Here is an 18951-nt window from a genome sequence, read left to right as displayed (position 1 = left end):
AGAGGTTAAAGTGAGAAAGATAAAAGGGGTTATGTTACTTTTGGCAATAATTTTTGTATTTAGTAACGGTGTAGGGTGTACAAGTAAACAAGAGGATAAAGAAGTTGATAATATAGTTCAAGAAGAGATAGATAAAGAAGAAGTTGAAGAGCAAGAAGAGGAAATCGTTGATTACAAGGCTTTATACAAGGAAGAGGTTAACAGTTTAATAGATAAGTATGGTAGATTCGAGACAGAATCAACTGGAATGATTAAAGGAATTAAATATGGACAATTAATTGATTTTGATAAGGATGAAATTCCAGAAATGATAATTTTACATGATATGCAGGTAATGTTATATACAATAAAAGATGGAGAAGTAAAATGTATATATGAAGGAGTAATTGGAGAGCGATATGGACAAAGTGATGTATCATATACTTTTAGAGTAAACGACAATTCTGAAAATCCAAGTCTTACAGTCTATAATTCTGAAAAAACTTGGGAAGAAGAGAAAATTACAATAGTTACAGTAGAAAATGGTGAAGCAAAGACAAAAGAACTTTATGCTAAAACTGAATCAGGTAATAATATACCTATTAGAGATAATTTAATTGAATTCTTTATAGATAATCAAAATGTAACAAAAGATGAATATAATAATATCTATAACTCAATAGTAAAAGAGGCTAAAAATATAGATGCTTGTTGGAATTATGAATCAGCAACATTAAGTGAGTTAGAAGCTTTTATAAATTCTTTACAGTAAAATCAACTATTCTATTGCCTATGAAATTAGAATGATGTATAAAAATAGACATACACCAGATGGTTATTTTTAATATACTGTTTATTCTTTAGATGGATTATGGGATTTAACAGAAGAAGGTAGGACTAGAAAAATTAAAAACTGTATTAAGATATAGAGTAATGAAATAATTAAGGAAGGAAGTTACAGGTATATGCATGAGATCATAGCTAAGGGGATACTATCTAGTAATAATGGAATGAATATTTATAGAGGATGTACTCATGGATGTATATATTGTGATGCCCGAAGTCTTTGCTATGGAATGAATCATAGCTTTGAAAATATAGAAGTTAAAAGTAATGCACCTCAGTTATTAGAGGATGCACTTAAGAAAAAAAGGAAAAAGTGCATTATAGGAACAGGTGCAATGAGTGATCCATATATTCAATTAGAAGAAAAGCTGCAAAATACAAGAAAATGTTTAGAGATAATTGAAAAGCATGGATTTGGATTAACAATACTAACTAAATCAAATAGAATATTAAGAGATTTAGAGTTATTAAAAAGCATAAATAATAAAGCAAAGTGTGTTGTACAGATGACACTAACAACTTATGATGAAGAGTTATGCAAAATAATTGAGCCTAATGTTTCTACCACAAAAGAACGTTTTGAAGTGTTAAAGATAATGAGGGATAACGGTATTCCTACAGTAGTTTGGTTAACTCCTATTTTACCATATATAAATGACACCGAAGATAATATAAGAGGAATATTAAATTATTGTATAGAAGCTAAAGTTAAAGGAATTGTAGTATTCGGTATTGGATTAACATTAAGAGATGGAAATAGAGAGTATTATTATAAAAATTTAGATAAGTATTTTAAAGGGTTAAAAGAGAAATATATAAGAAAATATGGTAATAGTTATGAAGTAGTAAGTGATAATCATGAAAAATTGATGAAAATTATTAAGGAAAATTGTGAGAAGAATAATATTATTTGTGGAGTAGAAGAGGTTTTTAAATATATGAGAACTTTTGAAGAAAAAAATAATGAAATTCAATTAAGTTTTGATATATAGTTTTAGTTATGAGAGAAACGATACTCATGATACATGTCTATTATTAGATTTTAAAGAAAGCTATTAGGAAAATTAATCCTAATAGCTTTCTTTGGGAGTGGCTTAATTATAAGAATCAGTAAGATTACCAATATTAAAGTTACTATTACCAGAAAGACCTCCAAGAAGTCCAGCAAGTCCAGTATTGGAAAGATTGGCATTAGAAAGATTATTACTACCAAAGTTGCTGTTACCAAAGATGCCGTTGTTAAATTTATTAAATCCAATATTATCACACCAAGCATTATTAAATCCGCTACAACGGAATATCTTGCCATAGTCATCCCAAAAGCTACCAGGACCAAAGCCACTACCACCAAATAATAAAAATATTGCTAGCATATAAAACCAAGAGCCACCAAAGCTTGATATACCATTGCCATAGCCATTACAAGGGTTACAGCAGTTATTATTACAGAAGGGTGATTCAGTGTTACAACAATTTTTTGACATGTATCTCATCTCCTATCATTAGATTTCATACTATATAGTATTTAGAAGAGGTAAGTTTGTTTAAAGTTTCTTTTCATAAATATATATCCAAAAAGCTTGTATAAATAATATAAAACTACAAACCCATACAGATTTAATACTTAAAGCAAGAGATATTAAAGTACCAGGAATAGTACCAGCTGTAAAAGAAAAAGTAAGTATTGTAAAAGTAATTAATTTTTTAAAAGAGTCAGTACTTTCTTTATCTAATGCACCGAATAAGAATAATCCAACAGTTCTAATATTACCAGTGCATATAGTTGTATTAAAAGGGACACCAAGACAATTTCTAAATAAACATAATTGATATCCCATTAAAAAAGAAACTAAATTAGTAACAATAATATCAGGAAAAGAACTAGGAATTAGTCCTATTAAAAATAATGCAATTCCTTCTAAAATAAGAGCAAACTTTCTCCAATCCCCTTTAAAATTAAAGTTTATAAGTATAGTTTCGATTAATTTACTAAAAGCTGCACCTAATATACAGGTTACAATTGGAATGAAGTAATGTAGTGCTTCTAACCACTCTCCAAGAGCAATATTAATTCCTAATTTAGACATATTAGCAGTATGCATATTAGCTAATATATTATTTCTTGTAATATAAGTATAACCATTCATATATCCACCAACAAAAGTTATTATCATTATAAATAAAGGCTTTTCAAATGGTGGTAGCTTTTGTATTTTGTTATTGTTATTTTTCATATAAATCCACCTTAAAGACATAAATATTAATAAAATGACCTATATATTATGCCCTAAATTAGAAAATTATCTTTCTTTTTATTTAATAACAAAAAGTTATAGGTATAATAGAAGTGAGAAAAAAGTTAATTATATTGTTTAGGCTAATGAATAATAGTGAGGTTATAAATATGGATTATGTTAAATATATACGAGAAAGAGTAGGTCATGACTCAATAAATCTGACAGGGGTAAATGTATTAATAATAAATGAAGATAATCAAATATTATTACAAAAGAGAGGAACATTTCCTTACAAATGGGGATTAATAGGTGGAATTACAGAGTTAGGTGAGTCTCTTGAAACTACTGCAATTAGAGAAGCAAAAGAAGAAACAGGCTTAGATATAAAAGAATTAAAGCTTTTAGGAACAACTTCAGGTAAAGATTGTTTTATAGAGTTTCCTCATGGAGATAAGGCTTTCTTTATAACCATAGGATATGTATGTAAAAATTATAGTGGTGAACTGAATATAGATAATTTTGAAACTAAGGATTTATGTTTCTTCAGTTATGATGAACTACCTGAAAATATACCGAGAAGTCATAAAGTGTTCATAGAGCAATATTATAGTTTATAAGATAAATAGTTATTAGGGAGTAAATTAAAGATAATTCTTAATAACTTTTTTGTATATAGATAAAGCTATTGATTAGAAATCAATAGCTTTTAATAGTTTACTCTAAATTTTTACCTGTAAATGCTAATGGTAAAAGTTCGTCTAATGTATACTCTAAATATTCTTCTGTACTTTTAGCAATTATTACTTTAAAAGTTTTTAAATCACAAAACTCAGCCATTACTTGTCTGCATACAGCACAAGGAGCACAAAAATCCCCATCTCCAGGTTTTATGTCTGCTTTATTTCCTACAATTGCAATAGCAGTGAATTCCTTTTGACCTTCAGAAATTGCTTTGAAGAAAGCTGTTCTTTCAGCGCAATTTGTTGGTGTATATGCAGCATTTTCTATATTACATCCTTGATAAATTTCACCGTTAGCACAAAGTAAAGCTGCACCTACATTAAAGTTTGAGTATGGTGTGTAACAATGTTTTTGAGCATCGAATGCTTTTTCTATTAATAATTTCTTATCTATCATGGTTTGCCTCCTGAATTATTATTAAAAATACTTACTAAGTTATTATGACTATTAGAGGAGAAATTTATATCAGCAAGTTTATTTATATCCTTTACCTTAATAAATCCTTTATTATATTCAACAATATCTTCATCTACTAACTCTTTAATAATTCGATTAATACTTCTAATATTAGAACCTACACCTTCTACTAGTATGTCTTTATGAACGGTATTTAGATTATGTTCATTTAAAAACTTCCATAAAAAGAAGAGTACTCTATCTTTTAAATTATAAGCAACATTTGCTTTACTATTAATAGAAGTATGATACATTTTTTCAGAAAGCTCTATATGAATATATAAAGAAAATTCACTATCATATTTAATCCATTCTAAAAAGGATTCTTTAGAAATTTTAATTGCTTCACAAGGTTCAAGTGCCTCTACATAATTTAATATAGGTTTATTAGCGAATACTTCTAATTCCCCAAATAAATCATTTTCACAATAAGTCCTTTCCAGATATTTAATTCCACTTGGTGTTAGTGAATAAACTTTGACTTTTCCCTTTTTTATTATATATACAAAGTTAGGAGCTTCATTTTGTTTAAGTATTTTATCAAAGGTATTAAATTTAACATACATAAATTTATTTTTTATATAATTAGGACAAGTGTCTAAAAAATAAGGTAAGTTGTTCATTGCAAGTCTCCTTATTAGTTAAGTAAAGTAATTATATCATATTAAATTTTTTTAGAAAGTGGTAATAGAAAAATTAAGGACAAATGTCCAAAATTTTAGAAAGATAATCTAAAGAAACAAATTATTAAAATTAATATAAAATAGTTAAATGATGGTATAATTATAAATATATAAATTAATTTTATAAAAGGTGATGAGATTTTGAAAATAGGAAAGTCAGATTTAATAAGAAATATAGATAATTACTGTATAAATAATTTAAAAGTTCCTTCAATTATTCTTATGGAAAATGCTGCATTAAAGGTTAATAAAAATATAGATTTTGAAAAATTTAAATCATTTACTATAGTATGTGGAACTGGAAATAATGGAGGTGATGGCTTAGCTGTTGCACGTCATATTTTTAGTATGAATATGAAAGTAGATATATTTATAATAGGTAATCATTCAATGAGTAAAGACTGTAAAACAAACTATAATATTTTAAAAAATATGGGGATTAATATAAAGCATATTATTAAAAGTGAAGATATTATAAATTTAAGGGAAGCACTAAGTGAAAATAGCATGACTATTGATGCAATTTTTGGAATAGGTTTAAGCAGAAAAATAGAAGGAATATATGATGAAGTAATTAAAATAATAAATGAAAAAAGCACTTACACACTTTCTATAGATATACCTTCAGGAATGAAATGCGATAGCTTTGGGATTCTAGGTAATTCTATTGAAGCTGATAAAACTGTTTCTTTTGAAGTTTATAAAAAGGGATTTTTAGATTATGAAAGTGAAAAATATACAGGTGATATAATAATTGAAAAAATAGGTATACCAGATTATGTAGTTAATAAATTTCATAATAAAGAATACATGACAGAAATAAATGATATAAAAAGTATTATAAAAAAGAGAAATAAGTATTCACATAAAGGTAATTTTGGAAGAGTTACTATTATAGCAGGATCTGAAAAATTTACAGGTGCAGCGTATATTTCAACTATGGCAGCTGTAAGAACTGGTTCAGGGTTAGTTACTCTTTGTACAAAGAAATCTGTAGTAGATATTTTAAAGACTAAATTAATAGAAGCTATGTCAATGTCATATGAGGATAATACATTTGAAGCGGTTATATTAAATAGTGATAGTATTGCAATGGGACCTGGTATGGGAAATGATGAATTTACATTTAAACAGGTAAGAAGTATTCTTTCTAAGGAAGGATGTCCTGTAGTTCTTGATGCAGATGCATTAAATGTATTAAAAGATAATTTAGAATTATTAAAGAATAGTAATAGAAAGATTGTAATAACACCACATATGGGAGAAATGTCTAGGATTACAGGTATTAATATCAAAGAGTTAGTTGAAAATAGAATTGATATTGCTGTTAATTTTGCTAAAGAATATAATGTAGTAGTATTATTAAAGGGATATAATACTATAATAACTGATGGTAGAGAAGTTTATATAAATTCAACAGGAAATAGCAAAATGGCATCAGGAGGTATGGGAGATGCACTTACAGGAATTATTGCCTCTTTTATAGGTCAAGGTTATGATGTTTTTAAGGCTGCAATATTAGGAGCCTATATTCATGGATATTGTGGAGATATATTATCAAAAGATATGTTTTGTGTTAATGCATCTCATATTATTGAAAAGCTTCCATATATAGTTGAAGATTTAATAAATAAACATGAAAATCAACTTAAATTACAGTAGAGAAATGAAAATTAGAGATGATATTGAGAAGTGATTATATACGTATATAATAAAAATAAGCTGTATTCTACCAAATATGTGGGATACAGCTTAAATTATAAATATATAGTTTTATTATTGATTCTCAACTTTTATAATCAATTCTTTAACTTATAAAAACGGTAGTTCCATATGGAATATTATCATAAATCCATTTAGCATTTACTTTAGCAAGTCTAACACAGCCATTACTAATTTTATATCCAAGACGTCCGTCTCTAACTGTATTATCTAAGTTATAAATAATTGAATGGAAAAGATAATTTCCTTTAAATTGTGTATAGTAATAACAAATATACCCATGATTTTCGCCAAATGAAAATCCTTTAGCACCAACTTTAAATGTTCCTAATGGTGTAGGGGTGGATGGTTTTCCAATAGAGCAAATATAATTCTTCACTAGCTTCCAGTTATTTTTAGAGCCTGAAAAAATATTCACATGAAAATTATTAGTATCTACCCAAATAAGATATTTGGTAGTGCTAGATAAATTATTGTTATTTACAAATTTTGTAGAGGTATCATTGTAATTTGATGGAATTCTAAAATTATGAGCTATTATATATTTGGATAAAATTAGTTTGTGATATAAATTTTTTAATTTACTATAAAATAACATAAAGCCTCTCTTTTAATTACTAAATATAGTAGTTTATGAATAGTTAGCTTTGAATGTTCAAGTATTGTTTCTTATACGACAAAATAGAAGTATTGGATTAAATAATCTTATACTTCTATTTAAATTAAAACTTTTTCCAGAAAAGTATTCTAAAAATGTGTCTATTTAATAGGGTATAGCATAAGTTAATAAAAATTAAAAATGTTTTAAATCTACTTATATTATAGATAATAAATTAAATTATAATATAGATATAGAGTTTTTATTAAGTTTCTGGAGGTGAGTATCTTATGATAAGGGAATTTATTAATAGTGAAATATTTAGAATATCAGCAGTCATTATATTTAAAATAATTATATGTGTAATTCTTGTTGGGGCAATAGGATATAATAGAGAGAAAAAAGGAATGGTAGTAGGAATAAGAACTCACGTTATGGTTGGACTTGTAGGCTTATTAATTCAAATAACATCTTTAGAATATTATCGCATTAATGGTGGAGATAATGATGTGTTCAGATTAGCTGGACAATATATTTCAGGTATAGGTTTTTTAGGTGCAGGAACAATATTAAAGGATAAAAGAAGTGTAAAAGGCTTAACTACAGCAGCATCTATATGTTTAGCAGCTATAATAGGACTTGCAGTAGGAACAGGTATATATCTTGCTTCAATAGTGGTTACTCTTGTGGCATATGCATTTTTAAATGATGTATTTAAAATAAAAAATTTAATTTCTATATCTAAGAATTCACATGCACATATAGAGGTTGGAATAAATGGAAATATATCAGTGACAGTTGAAGCTATAAAGGATATGATAAGAAGTACAGGTGGGGATATTGTATCTATTGAAATGCAAAAAAAATCTAATAGTGAAAGGGTTAGGCTTAGATTTAAAATAAATATTGATGATGAACTTGATATTAGTGATATATTAACAGATATAATGTGTATAAATGAAGTTGAAAAGGTAGATTTAATAGAACATTAAACATATAAAATGGTATGTGTCAGAAAGCATGATACATACCATTTTTATTATTAAATTATATTAAACTAAGCTATCAATTCCATTTACAGTAGTTTGTTCATTTTCATCAACAGGAATAACAAGGTATTTTTTACCGTCAATTATTTGTGATTTTATTTGAGGTACTTTTTCAGGTTTTACTTTTAGTACAATATCATAGTTTTCATTTGTAGTATTAGAATTATCAATACTTTCATCTAAAGCTTCAGATGTCCCTATGTTAGTATTAAGGTCGGTATCAGAATTATCTTTTGATATAGAATCATTAATATCTTCTGAAGTAATATTAGAAGAATCTACTTCTATAGCAGCTTCATTTTCTAATTCTGATGAAATCTTTTCGCTTTCTGAATCTGGGGAAGAGGCTTGACTTACTCTTTCAAGTTTATTTTCAAGGATTTTTACCTGTCTTTCAAGCATTTCTTCTTTTTTCTTTTGAGCTTTTGCGGCAAGAGCCTTATTATCTATTAATATTTCAGCTACAGGAGGGGTATCGCCAAAGTTTTCTGTATATGATTTTTCTATTTTAGTAGTAATTTCTTCAGGGACACCACTTAGAGATAGTATTTCCTGAACAACATCATTAGTTAAAACTATTGGTGTATCAGACTCTTCATAAATACTATTATGTTCTTCAATTTTATTATTTAGGCTTTCTTGAATTTCCATAAAGAAATGCTCAGATTTTTTTTCATCAGGACCAAGAGCATCTCGGATAATATCATTAAATGCTTCTTTTTGCTCTGTATGAGTTTGTTTTGAAGGACAGCCTAGAACATTTTCCATTAATTCAGGATGTGTATCTTTTGAATTTTTTGTATAGTACATAATAGAGTTAACATCTGAACCACGATTTATGAAGGCAGGAAATACAAATCCATTACTTGGTGCTTCAACAACCCAATCTCTTGTACGAGATTTAATAGTATTTTCTTCCTCAAAGTATCTAAGTCCCGCCTTAGATAGTTCAACAGGGCATATAGCACAAAGAATATATTCATAAACCTCTTCAGATTCATCTAGTTTTGCATTATCTTTAGTCTTAGTAATAATATCGTAAGCATCGTGGAATATAAGTATTAGGAAGTTACCGGTATAATCATAACTTTCTATAATTGAATTGTAGAATTCATCAAGTAAAGCATCATCTTTTAATCCACTGTTTTTTAGTTTCATAAAAGAAAGTTGTTTTTCGTTTATGTGTTCTTCGTTAAGTTCAAAATTAAGTTCTAAAATATTGTTACCAATAGTTCCAGATAAAACTTTCTTAGCAATTTCTAAGTATTTAAAATAATCATCTTCTTCTAAATTTAAAAATGTTTCCCTAAATTTTAATAAAATATTTTTTTCGCCATTAACGTAACAACCACACATTTTTGTAAAAGTACAGTGGTCTTTTTTAAAACGTTTTTTTAGCTCTAATATATCTTTTTTTCTCATATATAATCCTTTCATTACAAATTTTATTTATTAATATATAGCAAAATATGTTACTAATTATAAGTATAATATTCTCATGAAACCTCTGCAAGAATGAAATAGATTATATTAGTAAGTTATAAATTTTTGAATATAAGATATTATAATGGATAAAATATTATTTTAAATTTTTGTTGACTATAACGTTACGTTATAGATTATAGTTATATTGTGGTAGGGAAAATTTATTATAGCTATAATAATTCAATTGAAAATATCTACTGATCTATAAAAAGAGGTTGAATAAAAATGAAAATAAGCGAGGTAGCAAAGTTAAGCGGAGTTACAGTAAGGACACTTCATTATTATGATGAAATTGGACTTTTAAAACCAAGTAAGACTACGGAAGCTGGATACAGAATGTATTCAATTGAGGATTTAGAAAAGTTACAACAAATACTATTTTTTAGAGAATTAGATTTTCCATTAAATGAAATAAAAGAAATAATGGTAAATCCAAAATATGATAAAATTGAAGCGTTAAATAAGCATAAGGAATTGCTTATAGAAAAAAGAAAAAGAATAGATGGATTAGTTACCTTAATAGATAAAACAATAAAAGGAGATAATAATATGAGTTTTAAAGAATTTGATAATAGTAAAATTGAAGAAAATAAAAGAAAATATTCAGAGGAAGTTAAAAAACGTTGGGGCAATACTGATGCATATAAGGAGTATGAGAAAAAAACCACTAGTTACGATAAAAATTCATGGAATACAATTAATGAAGAAATGGCAAAAATATTAAAGGAGTTTGCTGATAATAGAGATAAAGATGTAAATAGTGATATTGTACAAAGTTTAGTTGAAAAATGGAGAGGTTATATAACATTAAATTTTTATAATTGCACAAAGGAAATTTTAAGTTGTTTAGGATTAATGTATATAGGAGATGAAAGATTTAAAGAAAATATAGATAAATATGGAGAAGGAACTTCAGAATTCATGGCAAAGGCAATTGAGATATATTGCTCAAAATAAAAGCTTATATTTATAATATAAAGTCCACAACAATTGTTGTGGATTTTTTGCAGGTATTATGTATTTAACAACTTGACATTTTCTTGAAAAAAGCAAAAAATAAATATAAAAATGAGAAGATTTAATTTATTGTACTAAGGGTAAGGTGCAGTATTATTTTAATATGGTATCTGCACAAATAATGAATGAAATATATAGTGAGTAGTTTTTAAAGTGTTTGGAAAAAGAAATATTGAGAAAGAGGGAATAAAAAATGTTTTTCTATATTGTACTACCAGTAATATTTATGATTCCTTTTGGAATATATATATATATTTTTTTTTATTAGAAGAATCTTAAATTTGCTTATGAAAGATAAGAAAATCAAGCAACAAAAAATTATAAGTTTAGTTTTAACATTACTTATAATGATACCAGCATTAAAGGTATGGGGAACATGGGCAGTTGTAGTATTTCATATTGTTATAATTGCATGGGTAGTTGAATTAATTTATTTTATTATAAAGAAATTTACTAATAATAGTTTTATTAAAGTAACTTATAGAAGTGGAATTATACCGTTATTATTAACAGCAATTTTAATTGTATATGGATATATAAATATTCATAATATAATTGAAAAAGATTATACTGTGTATACAAATAAAAATATTGGGAGCAAAGCCTATAGAGTAGATTTTATATCAGATCTCCATTTTGGCACTACTATGGATAATGAGACTTTGCAAAAATACTGTGATAAAATATCAGAAACTAATGCAGATATAGTAATATTAGGTGGAGATATTGTAGATGAAAGTACGACTTTAAAAGAAATGCAAGATGCATTTAAAATATTATCAACTATTAAAAGTAATTATGGGATATATTATGTATATGGTAATCATGATAAATCTAAATATACAATAGATCCTAACTATACTGAAGAAGAGTTAGAGGAAGCAATAATAAATTCAGGAATAAAAATACTTGCCGATGATATATATGAAATAAATGATGAACTGTGTATAATAGGAAGAAAAGATAGATCTTATGCAAATGAAACTAGAAAATCATCACAAGAACTATCAAAAGAAGTAAGTGATGATTATTATAAAATAATAGTTGATCATGAGCCTTGTGAATTAAAAGAAAATAGTGAAAGTGGATATGATTTAATGATTTCTGGGCATACACATTATGGTCAAATATGGCCAATAGGACAGTTGATGGAATTGTTTAATATTAATGAAATGGAATATGGATATGAAAAAAAAGACAATATGGATATAATAGTCTCTTGTGGAATAGGAGGTTGGGGATATCCATTAAGAACAGAAAAACATTGTGAATATGTAGTGATTGATATTGTGAGGAAATAAATTTTGGAAAGAGAAGAAGTAGAATTATTACCATCAGGGTTAATAACCTGTTTATTAAATATTAAAGAAGTAAGAATAATGAAAATATCTCCTGAAAGGTTAACTATAAGATTAGCACAAGAGATAAAGGAGATAAATGAATTAAAGGTTATATTTCATATATTTGATGAAAATAGATATGAAGAAATAACTATAGAAAAATATAATTTGATAAATAAGGAGAAGCATGAGTTTTATATAACTTATGTTTTTTCTATTAAGGACGAAGCTTATTTACAAAATGTGAGAAATACTTTTAACAATTATACTAGATATATTAGATTAAAGTCATATAGTGATGATAATTATTTTTCTAATGAGATGGTAGGATATCCTTCAGAAAAAGATTATGATTTCTATGAAGATTATATAAGTCAAAAGCAAGAGTGGATGACTAATTTAAATTATGATAGCTTTAATTATAGTATTTTAAATTCAGTAGAATTAGCCATTAATATAGATAATTATGAGCTGTATAATAAATATTTAAATGAAGACATAGAGGTATTTGTTGATAATTACTTAAAAAATAATTTTATAGAAAAGCATAAGCTTATGCATAAAAATATATCAAGAATTTATATTGGAAATGAGTTTTGTCATAATTTATTTCCAAGCCTTGAATTGTTAATTGAAATGATTAAAAAGGCTAAAAAAGAAAATCTAGAAATCACAATATGCTTTACCTATATAAGAGAGTGCTATATAGAAAAAACTAGATATATAATAGAGAAGATATATGATTGGTGTATTGAAAATAATAAAAATATAGAAATTGTAATAAATGATTGGGGAATGATAAAGTTAGTACAGGATAAAAGTGATTATTTTATTCTTAACCTAGGAGTATTATTAAATAAAAGAAAGAAGGATCCAAGGTATGTTTATAAAAAAGGGTATAAGGAAAACAATAAGTTAATAGGAAAAAATAATCTTAATAGTTATATTTTTAATAGATTTCTAAATGAAAATAATATAAAAAGATATGAGTATGAAAATTGTGGATATGATATTGAAATTGCAGAAGGAAATCATAGTTTACATATTCCTTTTTATGTAACTAATACATCTCAGTATTGTACATTATATGCAATGTGTACAACAATGAATAGAGGTAATCAAAAACTTGTTAAAGGATGTCCAATGTACTGTAAGGAATATATATTTTCATATCCAAAGCACTTAAAAATGGTAGGAAGATATAATTCAATATTTGCTTTTGATGACACATTACTTAAGGATTTTGAGAAGTTAGAGCATTATATAGATAATGGAATAGATAGAATAGTTTTAAATTTTATATAAATGAGGAAAATAAAATGAAGATAGTATCAGGACTTGGATGTATTGATGATTATATAAGATTAGTTAAAGCAGGGGCAGATGAAGTTTTTTGTGGGTATGTGCCTTATGAGTGGAATAAAAAATATGGAAGTCTTTTTCCTTTAAATAGAAGGGAAGTACTTTATTATAATATTCAAATAAATTCTTTAGAAGATATGAAGATATTAAAGAAAATGGTTGATATTTATAAGGTTCCAGTAAGTATAGCATTTAATTATCTATATTATATAGAAGAGCAGTATGAGGAAATAGCTAATATAATAGAAGATTTAATAAGCATTGGATTTAATGAATTTATTATAGCAGATATTGCACTTATATTATACTTACAAGAAAAGGGGATCAAGTGTGTTATACATTTAAGTGGAGAATGTTCAGAAATTAATAGTTTAGCAATAGATTTTTTAAATAAATTAAATATATCTAGATATGTTTTTCATAGGAAAAATACAATTGAAGATATAAAATCCTGTATAAAAAATAATAAAATAAAAAATTTACAATATGAAGCTTTTATTCTAAATGAGAAGTGTCATTATAGTGGGGCTTTTTGTAGCTCTTTGCATTGTGATGAAATGTGTCATTTATGTAAGATGCCATATGATTTAGTTAAAGTAAATGAGGAATCTAATTATTATCCTTGGAAATATTGATAATGATGAGAATTATAAAAAAGCTATAAAAAATAAGCTATTTAAAGGTAAATGTAGTAAAGAGTGTTATTATTAATATTAATGTAGATTATAAAGTATTTGGCTGATATAATGTTTTTTAGAATATTTACAAACGAGGAGTAATTACATGAAATATTATTTAGCACCAATGGAAGGAATTACAGGGCACATATATAGAAATGCTTATGAAAAATACTTTCATAATATAGATAAATACTTTACACCTTTTATTGTACCTAACCAAAGTTTAAGTCTTAAAACTAAGGAATTAAGAGATCTATTACCAGAAAACAATGAAGGTTTAAATGTAGTTCCACAAATATTAACTAATGATGCAGAAGGATTTATATTAACTGCAAATAAGTTAAAGCAATTAGGATATAATGAAATTAATTTAAATTTAGGATGTCCAGCAGGAACAGTTGTTTCAAAAAAGAGAGGCTCAGGATTTCTTGCCTATCCAGATGAATTAGATAGATTTTTAGATGAAATATATAAAATTGATAATATGAAAATATCAATAAAAACTAGATTAGGAAAAGAAATGCCAGAAGAATTTTATAAGCTTATTGAAATTTATAATAAGTACCCTCTTGAAGAATTAATAATTCATCCTAGAACTAGGGAGGATTTTTATGGAAACACACCAAATTTAAAAATGTTTAAAGATGCCTTATCTTTAAGTAAGCATTCGATATGCTATAATGGTGATATTTTTACTACTGAAAATTATCACAATATAGTAAATGAGTTTCCACAAATAGATAAAGTAATGCTTGGAAGAGGTATATTAGCTAATCCAGGATTAATTGGAGAAATTAAAGATAATAATTTTACTAGCAAAGAAACTTTGAAAAAATTCCATGATGAGATTTTTGAAAATTATACAATTCTTTTAAATGAAGACAAAAATGCCATGTATAGAATGAAAGAGATTTGGGGATATATGTCACATATATTTACAGATAATAAAAAATATTATAAAAAAATTAAGAAGGCACAAAAAGCTAAAGATTATAGAGAGGCTGTTTCAAGTTTATTTGAGGAGCAAGAAATTATAAAAGGTGCTGGGTTATTTAGTAATGAATAATAAATAATACTAAATATAAATAAATGAGGATTCTAAAATTGAAATTTTGAATCCTCATTTTAAAGTTATAAAAATAAATTAGTTCATATATTTATTTATAAAGTTATTTACAGTTGTCCAATAAGTTTCAGGATCTACTTCAGAAGCTTTAGCATGTTCTGCACCTTTTATTGTTAACATTTCTTTTTCAGAGCTTGTTGCATTATAAAGTTCTTCCATCATATAGTAAGGAACAAAATCATCTTGATCTCCATGGATATATAAAATTGGAGTTTTAGATTTTTTTACTTGATCTATAGATGAAGCTTCGCCTAAGAAATAACCGGCTCTTATTTTTGCAACTATAGATGAAACATTAAGTATTGGGAATTCAGGTAATGAGAATAGGTCATCTAATTGATATGCAAATTCATCCCAAACTGATGTGTACCCACAGTCTGCAACTATTGATTTTACATTAGAAGGTATTTCTTCACCAGAAGTCATTAATACTGTAGCAGCTCCCATAGAAACTCCATGAAGTACTATTTCAGCATTAGGATTTTCAGCTAATATATAATTTATCCATGAGATAATATCTAATCTATCATCCCATCCCATTCCTATATAGTTACCTTCACTTAACCCATGAGCTCTTAAATCAGGAATAAGTACATTATAGCCATTATCATAATATTGTTTAGCATATGTACTCATATTTATTCCTTCACTTGTATAACCATGTACAGTAATTACCCATTTGTCAGATGAATTTTGATTTTTAATTTGATAACTGTGAAGCTTTAAGTTATCAGAAGAAGTTATATATTCATCAGTATAATTTGAGTCATTTAATAACCAAGAAATATCTGAATCTAAAACTTGTCCACTTGTTGCTTCTGCTTCTTCTGGTGTTCCAAATACAATATCTTTTGGTGTATTTGGATTTAAAGCTAAGTTATAAAAGTAATTTCCTACAAGACTTAGAGATATTACTATAATGACTGTAATAATCCCTAAGGATATCCCTAAAAGTTTCTTCTTTTTCATTATTAATCTCCTTTGCACATTTTAAAAAATCAAATAGTTTGAAGGTCGAAATTTATTTTTTTAGATTATTGTATCATATTTTTTGAAAAATTAACAAGTAAATAAAAGGTAATGGCAATTTGAAGATATAATGTATTACAGTAAACTAATCTTTCTATTTATCTGAGAGGAAAGTTATACTAACTGAATTAAAAAATTAGAATATCACGTATAAGTTTTTAAATTTAGTTATGATAAAAAATTAACACATAGATATTCGATTTTTTGGTAAAAAATAATTTTGACTATAATGAAAAAATATATATAATAAAAGAAGTGATTTTTTTGTAGAATATAATACGGGGTGACAGAAATTAAATGGAAGATAAGAATAAACTTCAAGAAGAAATAATGAAGGCTGATAATAAAAGTGTTGAAAAAATGTGGAAGAGTATAGATGAAGATTGCACTTTAAAAGCTTTTTTAGAAAAAATGACTAAAGATGAATTAGTTAAAATAGCTAAGAGATATTCAGTTAGAGGGATTACAACATTAAAGAAAGCAGATGCTGTTGAAAAGGTAATGAATGTAATATTAGAAAACACTAAGGTTGCTTTAGAGTTAATGGAAGAAAGTGTTTTAAGATATATAGAAGAATTACTTAAGGTGAACGGACTAAAGAAATATGAATGTAATGAAATGATTTATATTAATTATTTAAGAAATAGAGGTTTAGCTTTTTCTGGAGTAAAAAATGATGAGGCATTTGTAGTTATGCCAAAGGAATTAAAGAGCGTAATTAGTGAACAATTAAATAAGGATTTAAAGGATAAAGCTAGATTAAATGAAGAAATAATAAAAGCTATTTCAGGAATGGTTTATTATTATGGTGTTTGCAAAATTGATTTTCTTAAATCAAATATAAAAAATATATTTGGAACAAGCCTTGATGAATCATATATAAATACATTAATAGCAAATGGAGAAGAACTTGGATATGACTATGTTATTGATGGAGATATGCTTTGTAACATAGATGTAGAGGATACAGAAAAGATATTAAAGCTTCAAGAAGAATGTAAAAATGATTATTATAAATTTGATAAGAAATCATTAGTAAAGGCAGGTAAAATTGATTTCGTTGAAGAGAATAAACAAGGAGCTAAATTAGAGAAAGTACTTGGTGAATTGTTTGTTATTGATAAAAATATATTAAAAGAAGAAATGGATGGCTTTATAGTTGCTATAAAAAATGAAGTAGAGAAGTCAGAAGCTATAGATATATTTTTACAAGCCTATGAAATACAATCAGAAGAAGAAAGAAAGATTTTTGTATATGAATTAGAGCTTTTTGCAAAAAGTATTAGAAAGTGGTCTTTAAAAGGATATACTGAAGATGAAATAGAAAAAGCAAATGCTAGGGTTGTTAATGAAGTTAAAATAGGTAGAAATGATCCATGCATATGTGGAAGTGGTAAAAAGTATAAAAAGTGTTGTGGATAAATCAATCATAATAAAAAGGAATGTTTAATTACGTTCCTTTTTTTCATGAATAATAAGTTGTTAATCCTTTTATTTGTTAGTAACGAGCAATATTAGCAGTTTACAAATGATAAATAATTTCAAATAATACTGGATAAAATGTATTAATCTATTTTATAATAATAATATATTTTTATTTTTTTGGGAGAGTGAAACAAATGATACGTAAAGAGTCTGAGGACGTTTTAAATATGTTATTAGTAAAATTATTTAATGATATTTTAAAGATTGAAGCAGCAGCTATAAAGCAAGGGGAATTTAGTGATTTATCTGTTACCGAAAATCATATTATTGAAGCTATTGGTAAGGATAGAGAGATGACTATGACAGAGGTAGCAAAGGGGTTAGATATTACGGTAGGAACATTAACTACTGCTATAAATAGATTAATAAAAAAAGAGTATGTTGAGAGAAGAAGAATAGAAGAAGATAGAAGAGTAGTTTTAATAAAATTAACAAACAAAGGGGAAAAAGCATTTGATAGTCATGCACAGTTCCATGATGATATGATAAAAAGTATTATCAAAGAGCTTCCGGAGACTGAGGAAACTGTACTTATAACATCATTAAAGAGAATGACTAACTTTTTTGAAGAAAAATATAATCTTCTTGGTTAGTTTAATTTAACTAGAAATTTTGTTTTGAAAAAATATTTAAATATTTAATTTAAAGGGGTATGGAAAGGAAGAGTATGGGAATGACTTATAGTTCAAGTATGGAGGTTGCTAAAATTGCTACACAAATGGCAATATCCACAAGAGAAGAGGAAGAACAGTTAAAGGATTTATATAAAAAGTCAGGAATATTAGTTACAGCAGTTAATATAGGTGGTAATATTAATGAATCTACATCTAAAATATTAGAACGTGCTTTAGTAGCTGCTAAAAGAAGTAATGTTACAAGGGATGAACATTTACATGAAGGTGGAGTTATTGGAGCAACTCGAGATGCATTAATGCAAATTAGAGAGAGAGCTAGTGGGCAAAATGTTGGAGGAAAAGTTGGAATAGCTAGAAAAGGGCAACATATGAGTGTTTGTATATTTTTAAGCGTAGGACTTTTACATTTAGATGAGGTTGTAATTGGAATTGGACATAGAGCTGTACCAGAGTAATATAGTAGATTAGTATAGATAGAGTT

19 protein-coding genes and 1 pseudogene are annotated in these 18951 nt (G+C 26.3%); 13 read left to right on the top strand and 7 right to left on the bottom strand.

Going from position 1 to position 18951, the window contains the following annotated elements; all coding sequences use genetic code 11:
• Positions 1-10 precede the first annotated feature (10 nt).
• Both I2E98_RS00470 and I2E98_RS00465 read left to right on the top strand, forming a co-directional pair.
• Positions 11-751, top strand: coding sequence for a hypothetical protein (locus tag I2E98_RS00470; protein WP_195467024.1), 741 nt, complete (start codon positions 11-13; stop codon positions 749-751).
• Between the two features lie 193 nt (positions 752-944).
• The gene (locus I2E98_RS00465; protein WP_195467023.1) at positions 945-1817 is read left to right on the top strand and encodes a radical SAM protein; all 873 of its coding nucleotides are present in this window, start codon (positions 945-947) and stop codon (positions 1815-1817) included.
• A gap of 102 nt (positions 1818-1919) precedes the next feature.
• Here the strand turns inward: I2E98_RS00465 and I2E98_RS00460 are convergent, their stop codons facing one another.
• Together I2E98_RS00460 and I2E98_RS00455 are read right to left on the bottom strand one after the other, a co-directional pair.
• A complete protein-coding gene (locus I2E98_RS00460; protein WP_195467022.1) occupies positions 1920-2309 on the bottom strand; it encodes a hypothetical protein in 390 nt (129 codons plus the stop codon).
• Between the two features lie 60 nt (positions 2310-2369).
• Positions 2370-3059 (bottom strand): YoaK family protein, encoded by a 690-nt coding sequence (locus I2E98_RS00455; RefSeq protein ID WP_195467021.1) that lies wholly within the window; start codon positions 3057-3059, stop codon positions 2370-2372.
• A gap of 170 nt (positions 3060-3229) precedes the next feature.
• Here I2E98_RS00455 and I2E98_RS00450 point away from each other — a divergent pair, with 170 nt between their 5' ends.
• On the top strand, positions 3230-3679 hold the full coding sequence (locus tag I2E98_RS00450) for an NUDIX domain-containing protein (RefSeq protein ID WP_195467020.1): 450 nt from the start codon (positions 3230-3232) through the stop codon (positions 3677-3679).
• A gap of 97 nt (positions 3680-3776) precedes the next feature.
• On the opposite strand, the gene I2E98_RS00445 is transcribed toward I2E98_RS00450, so the two are convergent.
• Both I2E98_RS00445 and I2E98_RS00440 read right to left on the bottom strand, forming a co-directional pair.
• Positions 3777-4199: a cytidine deaminase gene (locus I2E98_RS00445; protein WP_195467019.1), complete on the bottom strand. Its 423-nt coding sequence runs from the start codon at positions 4197-4199 to the stop codon at positions 3777-3779.
• Complete coding sequence (locus tag I2E98_RS00440) at positions 4196-4882, bottom strand: Crp/Fnr family transcriptional regulator (RefSeq protein ID WP_195467018.1); 687 nt, start codon at positions 4880-4882, stop codon at positions 4196-4198. The genes I2E98_RS00445 and I2E98_RS00440 overlap by 4 nt, the downstream gene beginning before the upstream one ends.
• A gap of 201 nt (positions 4883-5083) precedes the next feature.
• Here I2E98_RS00440 and I2E98_RS00435 point away from each other — a divergent pair, with 201 nt between their 5' ends.
• Positions 5084-6604 carry an NAD(P)H-hydrate dehydratase gene (locus I2E98_RS00435; RefSeq protein WP_195467017.1) on the top strand — a complete coding sequence of 507 codons (1521 nt, stop codon included), beginning with the start codon at positions 5084-5086 and terminating at the stop codon, positions 6602-6604.
• 145 nt (positions 6605-6749) lie between these two features.
• On the opposite strand, the gene I2E98_RS00430 is transcribed toward I2E98_RS00435, so the two are convergent.
• Positions 6750-7262, bottom strand: a complete 513-nt coding sequence (locus tag I2E98_RS00430; protein ID WP_195467016.1) for a L,D-transpeptidase — start codon at positions 7260-7262, stop codon at positions 6750-6752.
• Between the two features lie 290 nt (positions 7263-7552).
• On the opposite strand from I2E98_RS00430, the gene I2E98_RS00425 reads away from it, so the two are divergent.
• A complete protein-coding gene (locus tag I2E98_RS00425) occupies positions 7553-8254 on the top strand; it encodes an MgtC/SapB family protein (protein WP_195467015.1) in 702 nt (233 codons plus the stop codon).
• A gap of 60 nt (positions 8255-8314) precedes the next feature.
• Here the strand turns inward: I2E98_RS00425 and I2E98_RS00420 are convergent, their stop codons facing one another.
• Positions 8315-9733 (bottom strand): DUF4317 domain-containing protein, encoded by a 1419-nt coding sequence (locus tag I2E98_RS00420; protein ID WP_195467014.1) that lies wholly within the window; start codon positions 9731-9733, stop codon positions 8315-8317.
• A 288-nt stretch (positions 9734-10021) separates the two neighbouring features.
• Between I2E98_RS00420 and I2E98_RS00415 the strand changes: the two genes are divergently transcribed.
• The 5 genes and pseudogenes from I2E98_RS00415 (at position 10022) to I2E98_RS00395 (ending at position 15261) form a co-directional block, all read left to right on the top strand.
• Positions 10022-10753 carry a MerR family transcriptional regulator gene (locus tag I2E98_RS00415; protein ID WP_195467013.1) on the top strand — a complete coding sequence of 244 codons (732 nt, stop codon included), beginning with the start codon at positions 10022-10024 and terminating at the stop codon, positions 10751-10753.
• Between the two features lie 347 nt (positions 10754-11100).
• Positions 11101-12114, top strand: a complete 1014-nt coding sequence (locus I2E98_RS00410; RefSeq protein WP_195467012.1) for a metallophosphoesterase — start codon at positions 11101-11103, stop codon at positions 12112-12114.
• Between the two features lie 3 nt (positions 12115-12117).
• Complete coding sequence (locus tag I2E98_RS00405) at positions 12118-13458, top strand: hypothetical protein (protein WP_195467011.1); 1341 nt, start codon at positions 12118-12120, stop codon at positions 13456-13458.
• Positions 13459-13472: 14 nt separating this feature from the next.
• A pseudogene (locus I2E98_RS00400) lies at positions 13473-14226 on the top strand (U32 family peptidase).
• A 72-nt stretch (positions 14227-14298) separates the two neighbouring features.
• A complete protein-coding gene (locus I2E98_RS00395; protein ID WP_195467010.1) occupies positions 14299-15261 on the top strand; it encodes a tRNA-dihydrouridine synthase family protein in 963 nt (320 codons plus the stop codon).
• A 78-nt stretch (positions 15262-15339) separates the two neighbouring features.
• Here the strand turns inward: I2E98_RS00395 and I2E98_RS00390 are convergent, their stop codons facing one another.
• The gene (locus I2E98_RS00390) at positions 15340-16290 is read right to left on the bottom strand and encodes an alpha/beta hydrolase (protein ID WP_195467009.1); all 951 of its coding nucleotides are present in this window, start codon (positions 16288-16290) and stop codon (positions 15340-15342) included.
• A 357-nt stretch (positions 16291-16647) separates the two neighbouring features.
• Here I2E98_RS00390 and I2E98_RS00385 point away from each other — a divergent pair, with 357 nt between their 5' ends.
• The 3 genes from I2E98_RS00385 to I2E98_RS00375 all read left to right on the top strand — a co-directional run bounded on the left by I2E98_RS00385 (position 16648) and on the right by I2E98_RS00375 (position 18925).
• Positions 16648-17772: an SEC-C metal-binding domain-containing protein gene (locus tag I2E98_RS00385; protein ID WP_195467008.1), complete on the top strand. Its 1125-nt coding sequence runs from the start codon at positions 16648-16650 to the stop codon at positions 17770-17772.
• 197 nt (positions 17773-17969) lie between these two features.
• Positions 17970-18428, top strand: a complete 459-nt coding sequence (locus tag I2E98_RS00380; RefSeq protein WP_195467007.1) for a MarR family winged helix-turn-helix transcriptional regulator — start codon at positions 17970-17972, stop codon at positions 18426-18428.
• A gap of 59 nt (positions 18429-18487) precedes the next feature.
• Complete coding sequence (locus tag I2E98_RS00375; protein WP_243250859.1) at positions 18488-18925, top strand: HutP family protein; 438 nt, start codon at positions 18488-18490, stop codon at positions 18923-18925.
• Positions 18926-18951 lie beyond the last annotated feature (26 nt).

Source organism: Clostridium sp. D43t1_170807_H7 (assembly GCF_015555905.1).
Taxonomy (GTDB): domain Bacteria; phylum Bacillota; class Clostridia; order Clostridiales; family Clostridiaceae; genus Clostridium.
The sequence above is the reverse complement of the archived record's forward strand: the minus strand, read 5'-3'. Positions and strand labels throughout refer to the sequence as shown.

Excerpts from the sequence above, each read along its gene's own strand:
- I2E98_RS00425 (WP_195467015.1), top strand. The coding sequence starts at position 7,553 with ATGATAAGGGAATTTATTAATAGTGAAATATTTAGAATATCAGCAGTC.
- I2E98_RS00375 (WP_243250859.1), top strand. The coding sequence starts at position 18,488 with ATGGAAAGGAAGAGTATGGGAATGACTTATAGTTCAAGTATGGAGGTT.
- I2E98_RS00440 (WP_195467018.1), bottom strand. The coding sequence starts at position 4,882 with ATGAACAACTTACCTTATTTTTTAGACACTTGTCCTAATTATATAAAA.
- I2E98_RS00390 (WP_195467009.1), bottom strand. The coding sequence starts at position 16,290 with ATGAAAAAGAAGAAACTTTTAGGGATATCCTTAGGGATTATTACAGTC.
- I2E98_RS00460 (WP_195467022.1), bottom strand. The coding sequence starts at position 2,309 with ATGTCAAAAAATTGTTGTAACACTGAATCACCCTTCTGTAATAATAAC.
- I2E98_RS00410 (WP_195467012.1), top strand. The coding sequence starts at position 11,101 with ATGAAAGATAAGAAAATCAAGCAACAAAAAATTATAAGTTTAGTTTTA.
- I2E98_RS00380 (WP_195467007.1), top strand. The coding sequence starts at position 17,970 with ATGATACGTAAAGAGTCTGAGGACGTTTTAAATATGTTATTAGTAAAA.
- I2E98_RS00450 (WP_195467020.1), top strand. The coding sequence starts at position 3,230 with ATGGATTATGTTAAATATATACGAGAAAGAGTAGGTCATGACTCAATA.
- I2E98_RS00455 (WP_195467021.1), bottom strand. The coding sequence starts at position 3,059 with ATGAAAAATAACAATAACAAAATACAAAAGCTACCACCATTTGAAAAG.
- I2E98_RS00415 (WP_195467013.1), top strand. The coding sequence starts at position 10,022 with ATGAAAATAAGCGAGGTAGCAAAGTTAAGCGGAGTTACAGTAAGGACA.
- I2E98_RS00420 (WP_195467014.1), bottom strand. The coding sequence starts at position 9,733 with ATGAGAAAAAAAGATATATTAGAGCTAAAAAAACGTTTTAAAAAAGAC.
- I2E98_RS00430 (WP_195467016.1), bottom strand. The coding sequence starts at position 7,262 with ATGTTATTTTATAGTAAATTAAAAAATTTATATCACAAACTAATTTTA.
- I2E98_RS00385 (WP_195467008.1), top strand. The coding sequence starts at position 16,648 with ATGGAAGATAAGAATAAACTTCAAGAAGAAATAATGAAGGCTGATAAT.
- I2E98_RS00465 (WP_195467023.1), top strand. The coding sequence starts at position 945 with ATGCATGAGATCATAGCTAAGGGGATACTATCTAGTAATAATGGAATG.
- I2E98_RS00395 (WP_195467010.1), top strand. The coding sequence starts at position 14,299 with ATGAAATATTATTTAGCACCAATGGAAGGAATTACAGGGCACATATAT.
- I2E98_RS00445 (WP_195467019.1), bottom strand. The coding sequence starts at position 4,199 with ATGATAGATAAGAAATTATTAATAGAAAAAGCATTCGATGCTCAAAAA.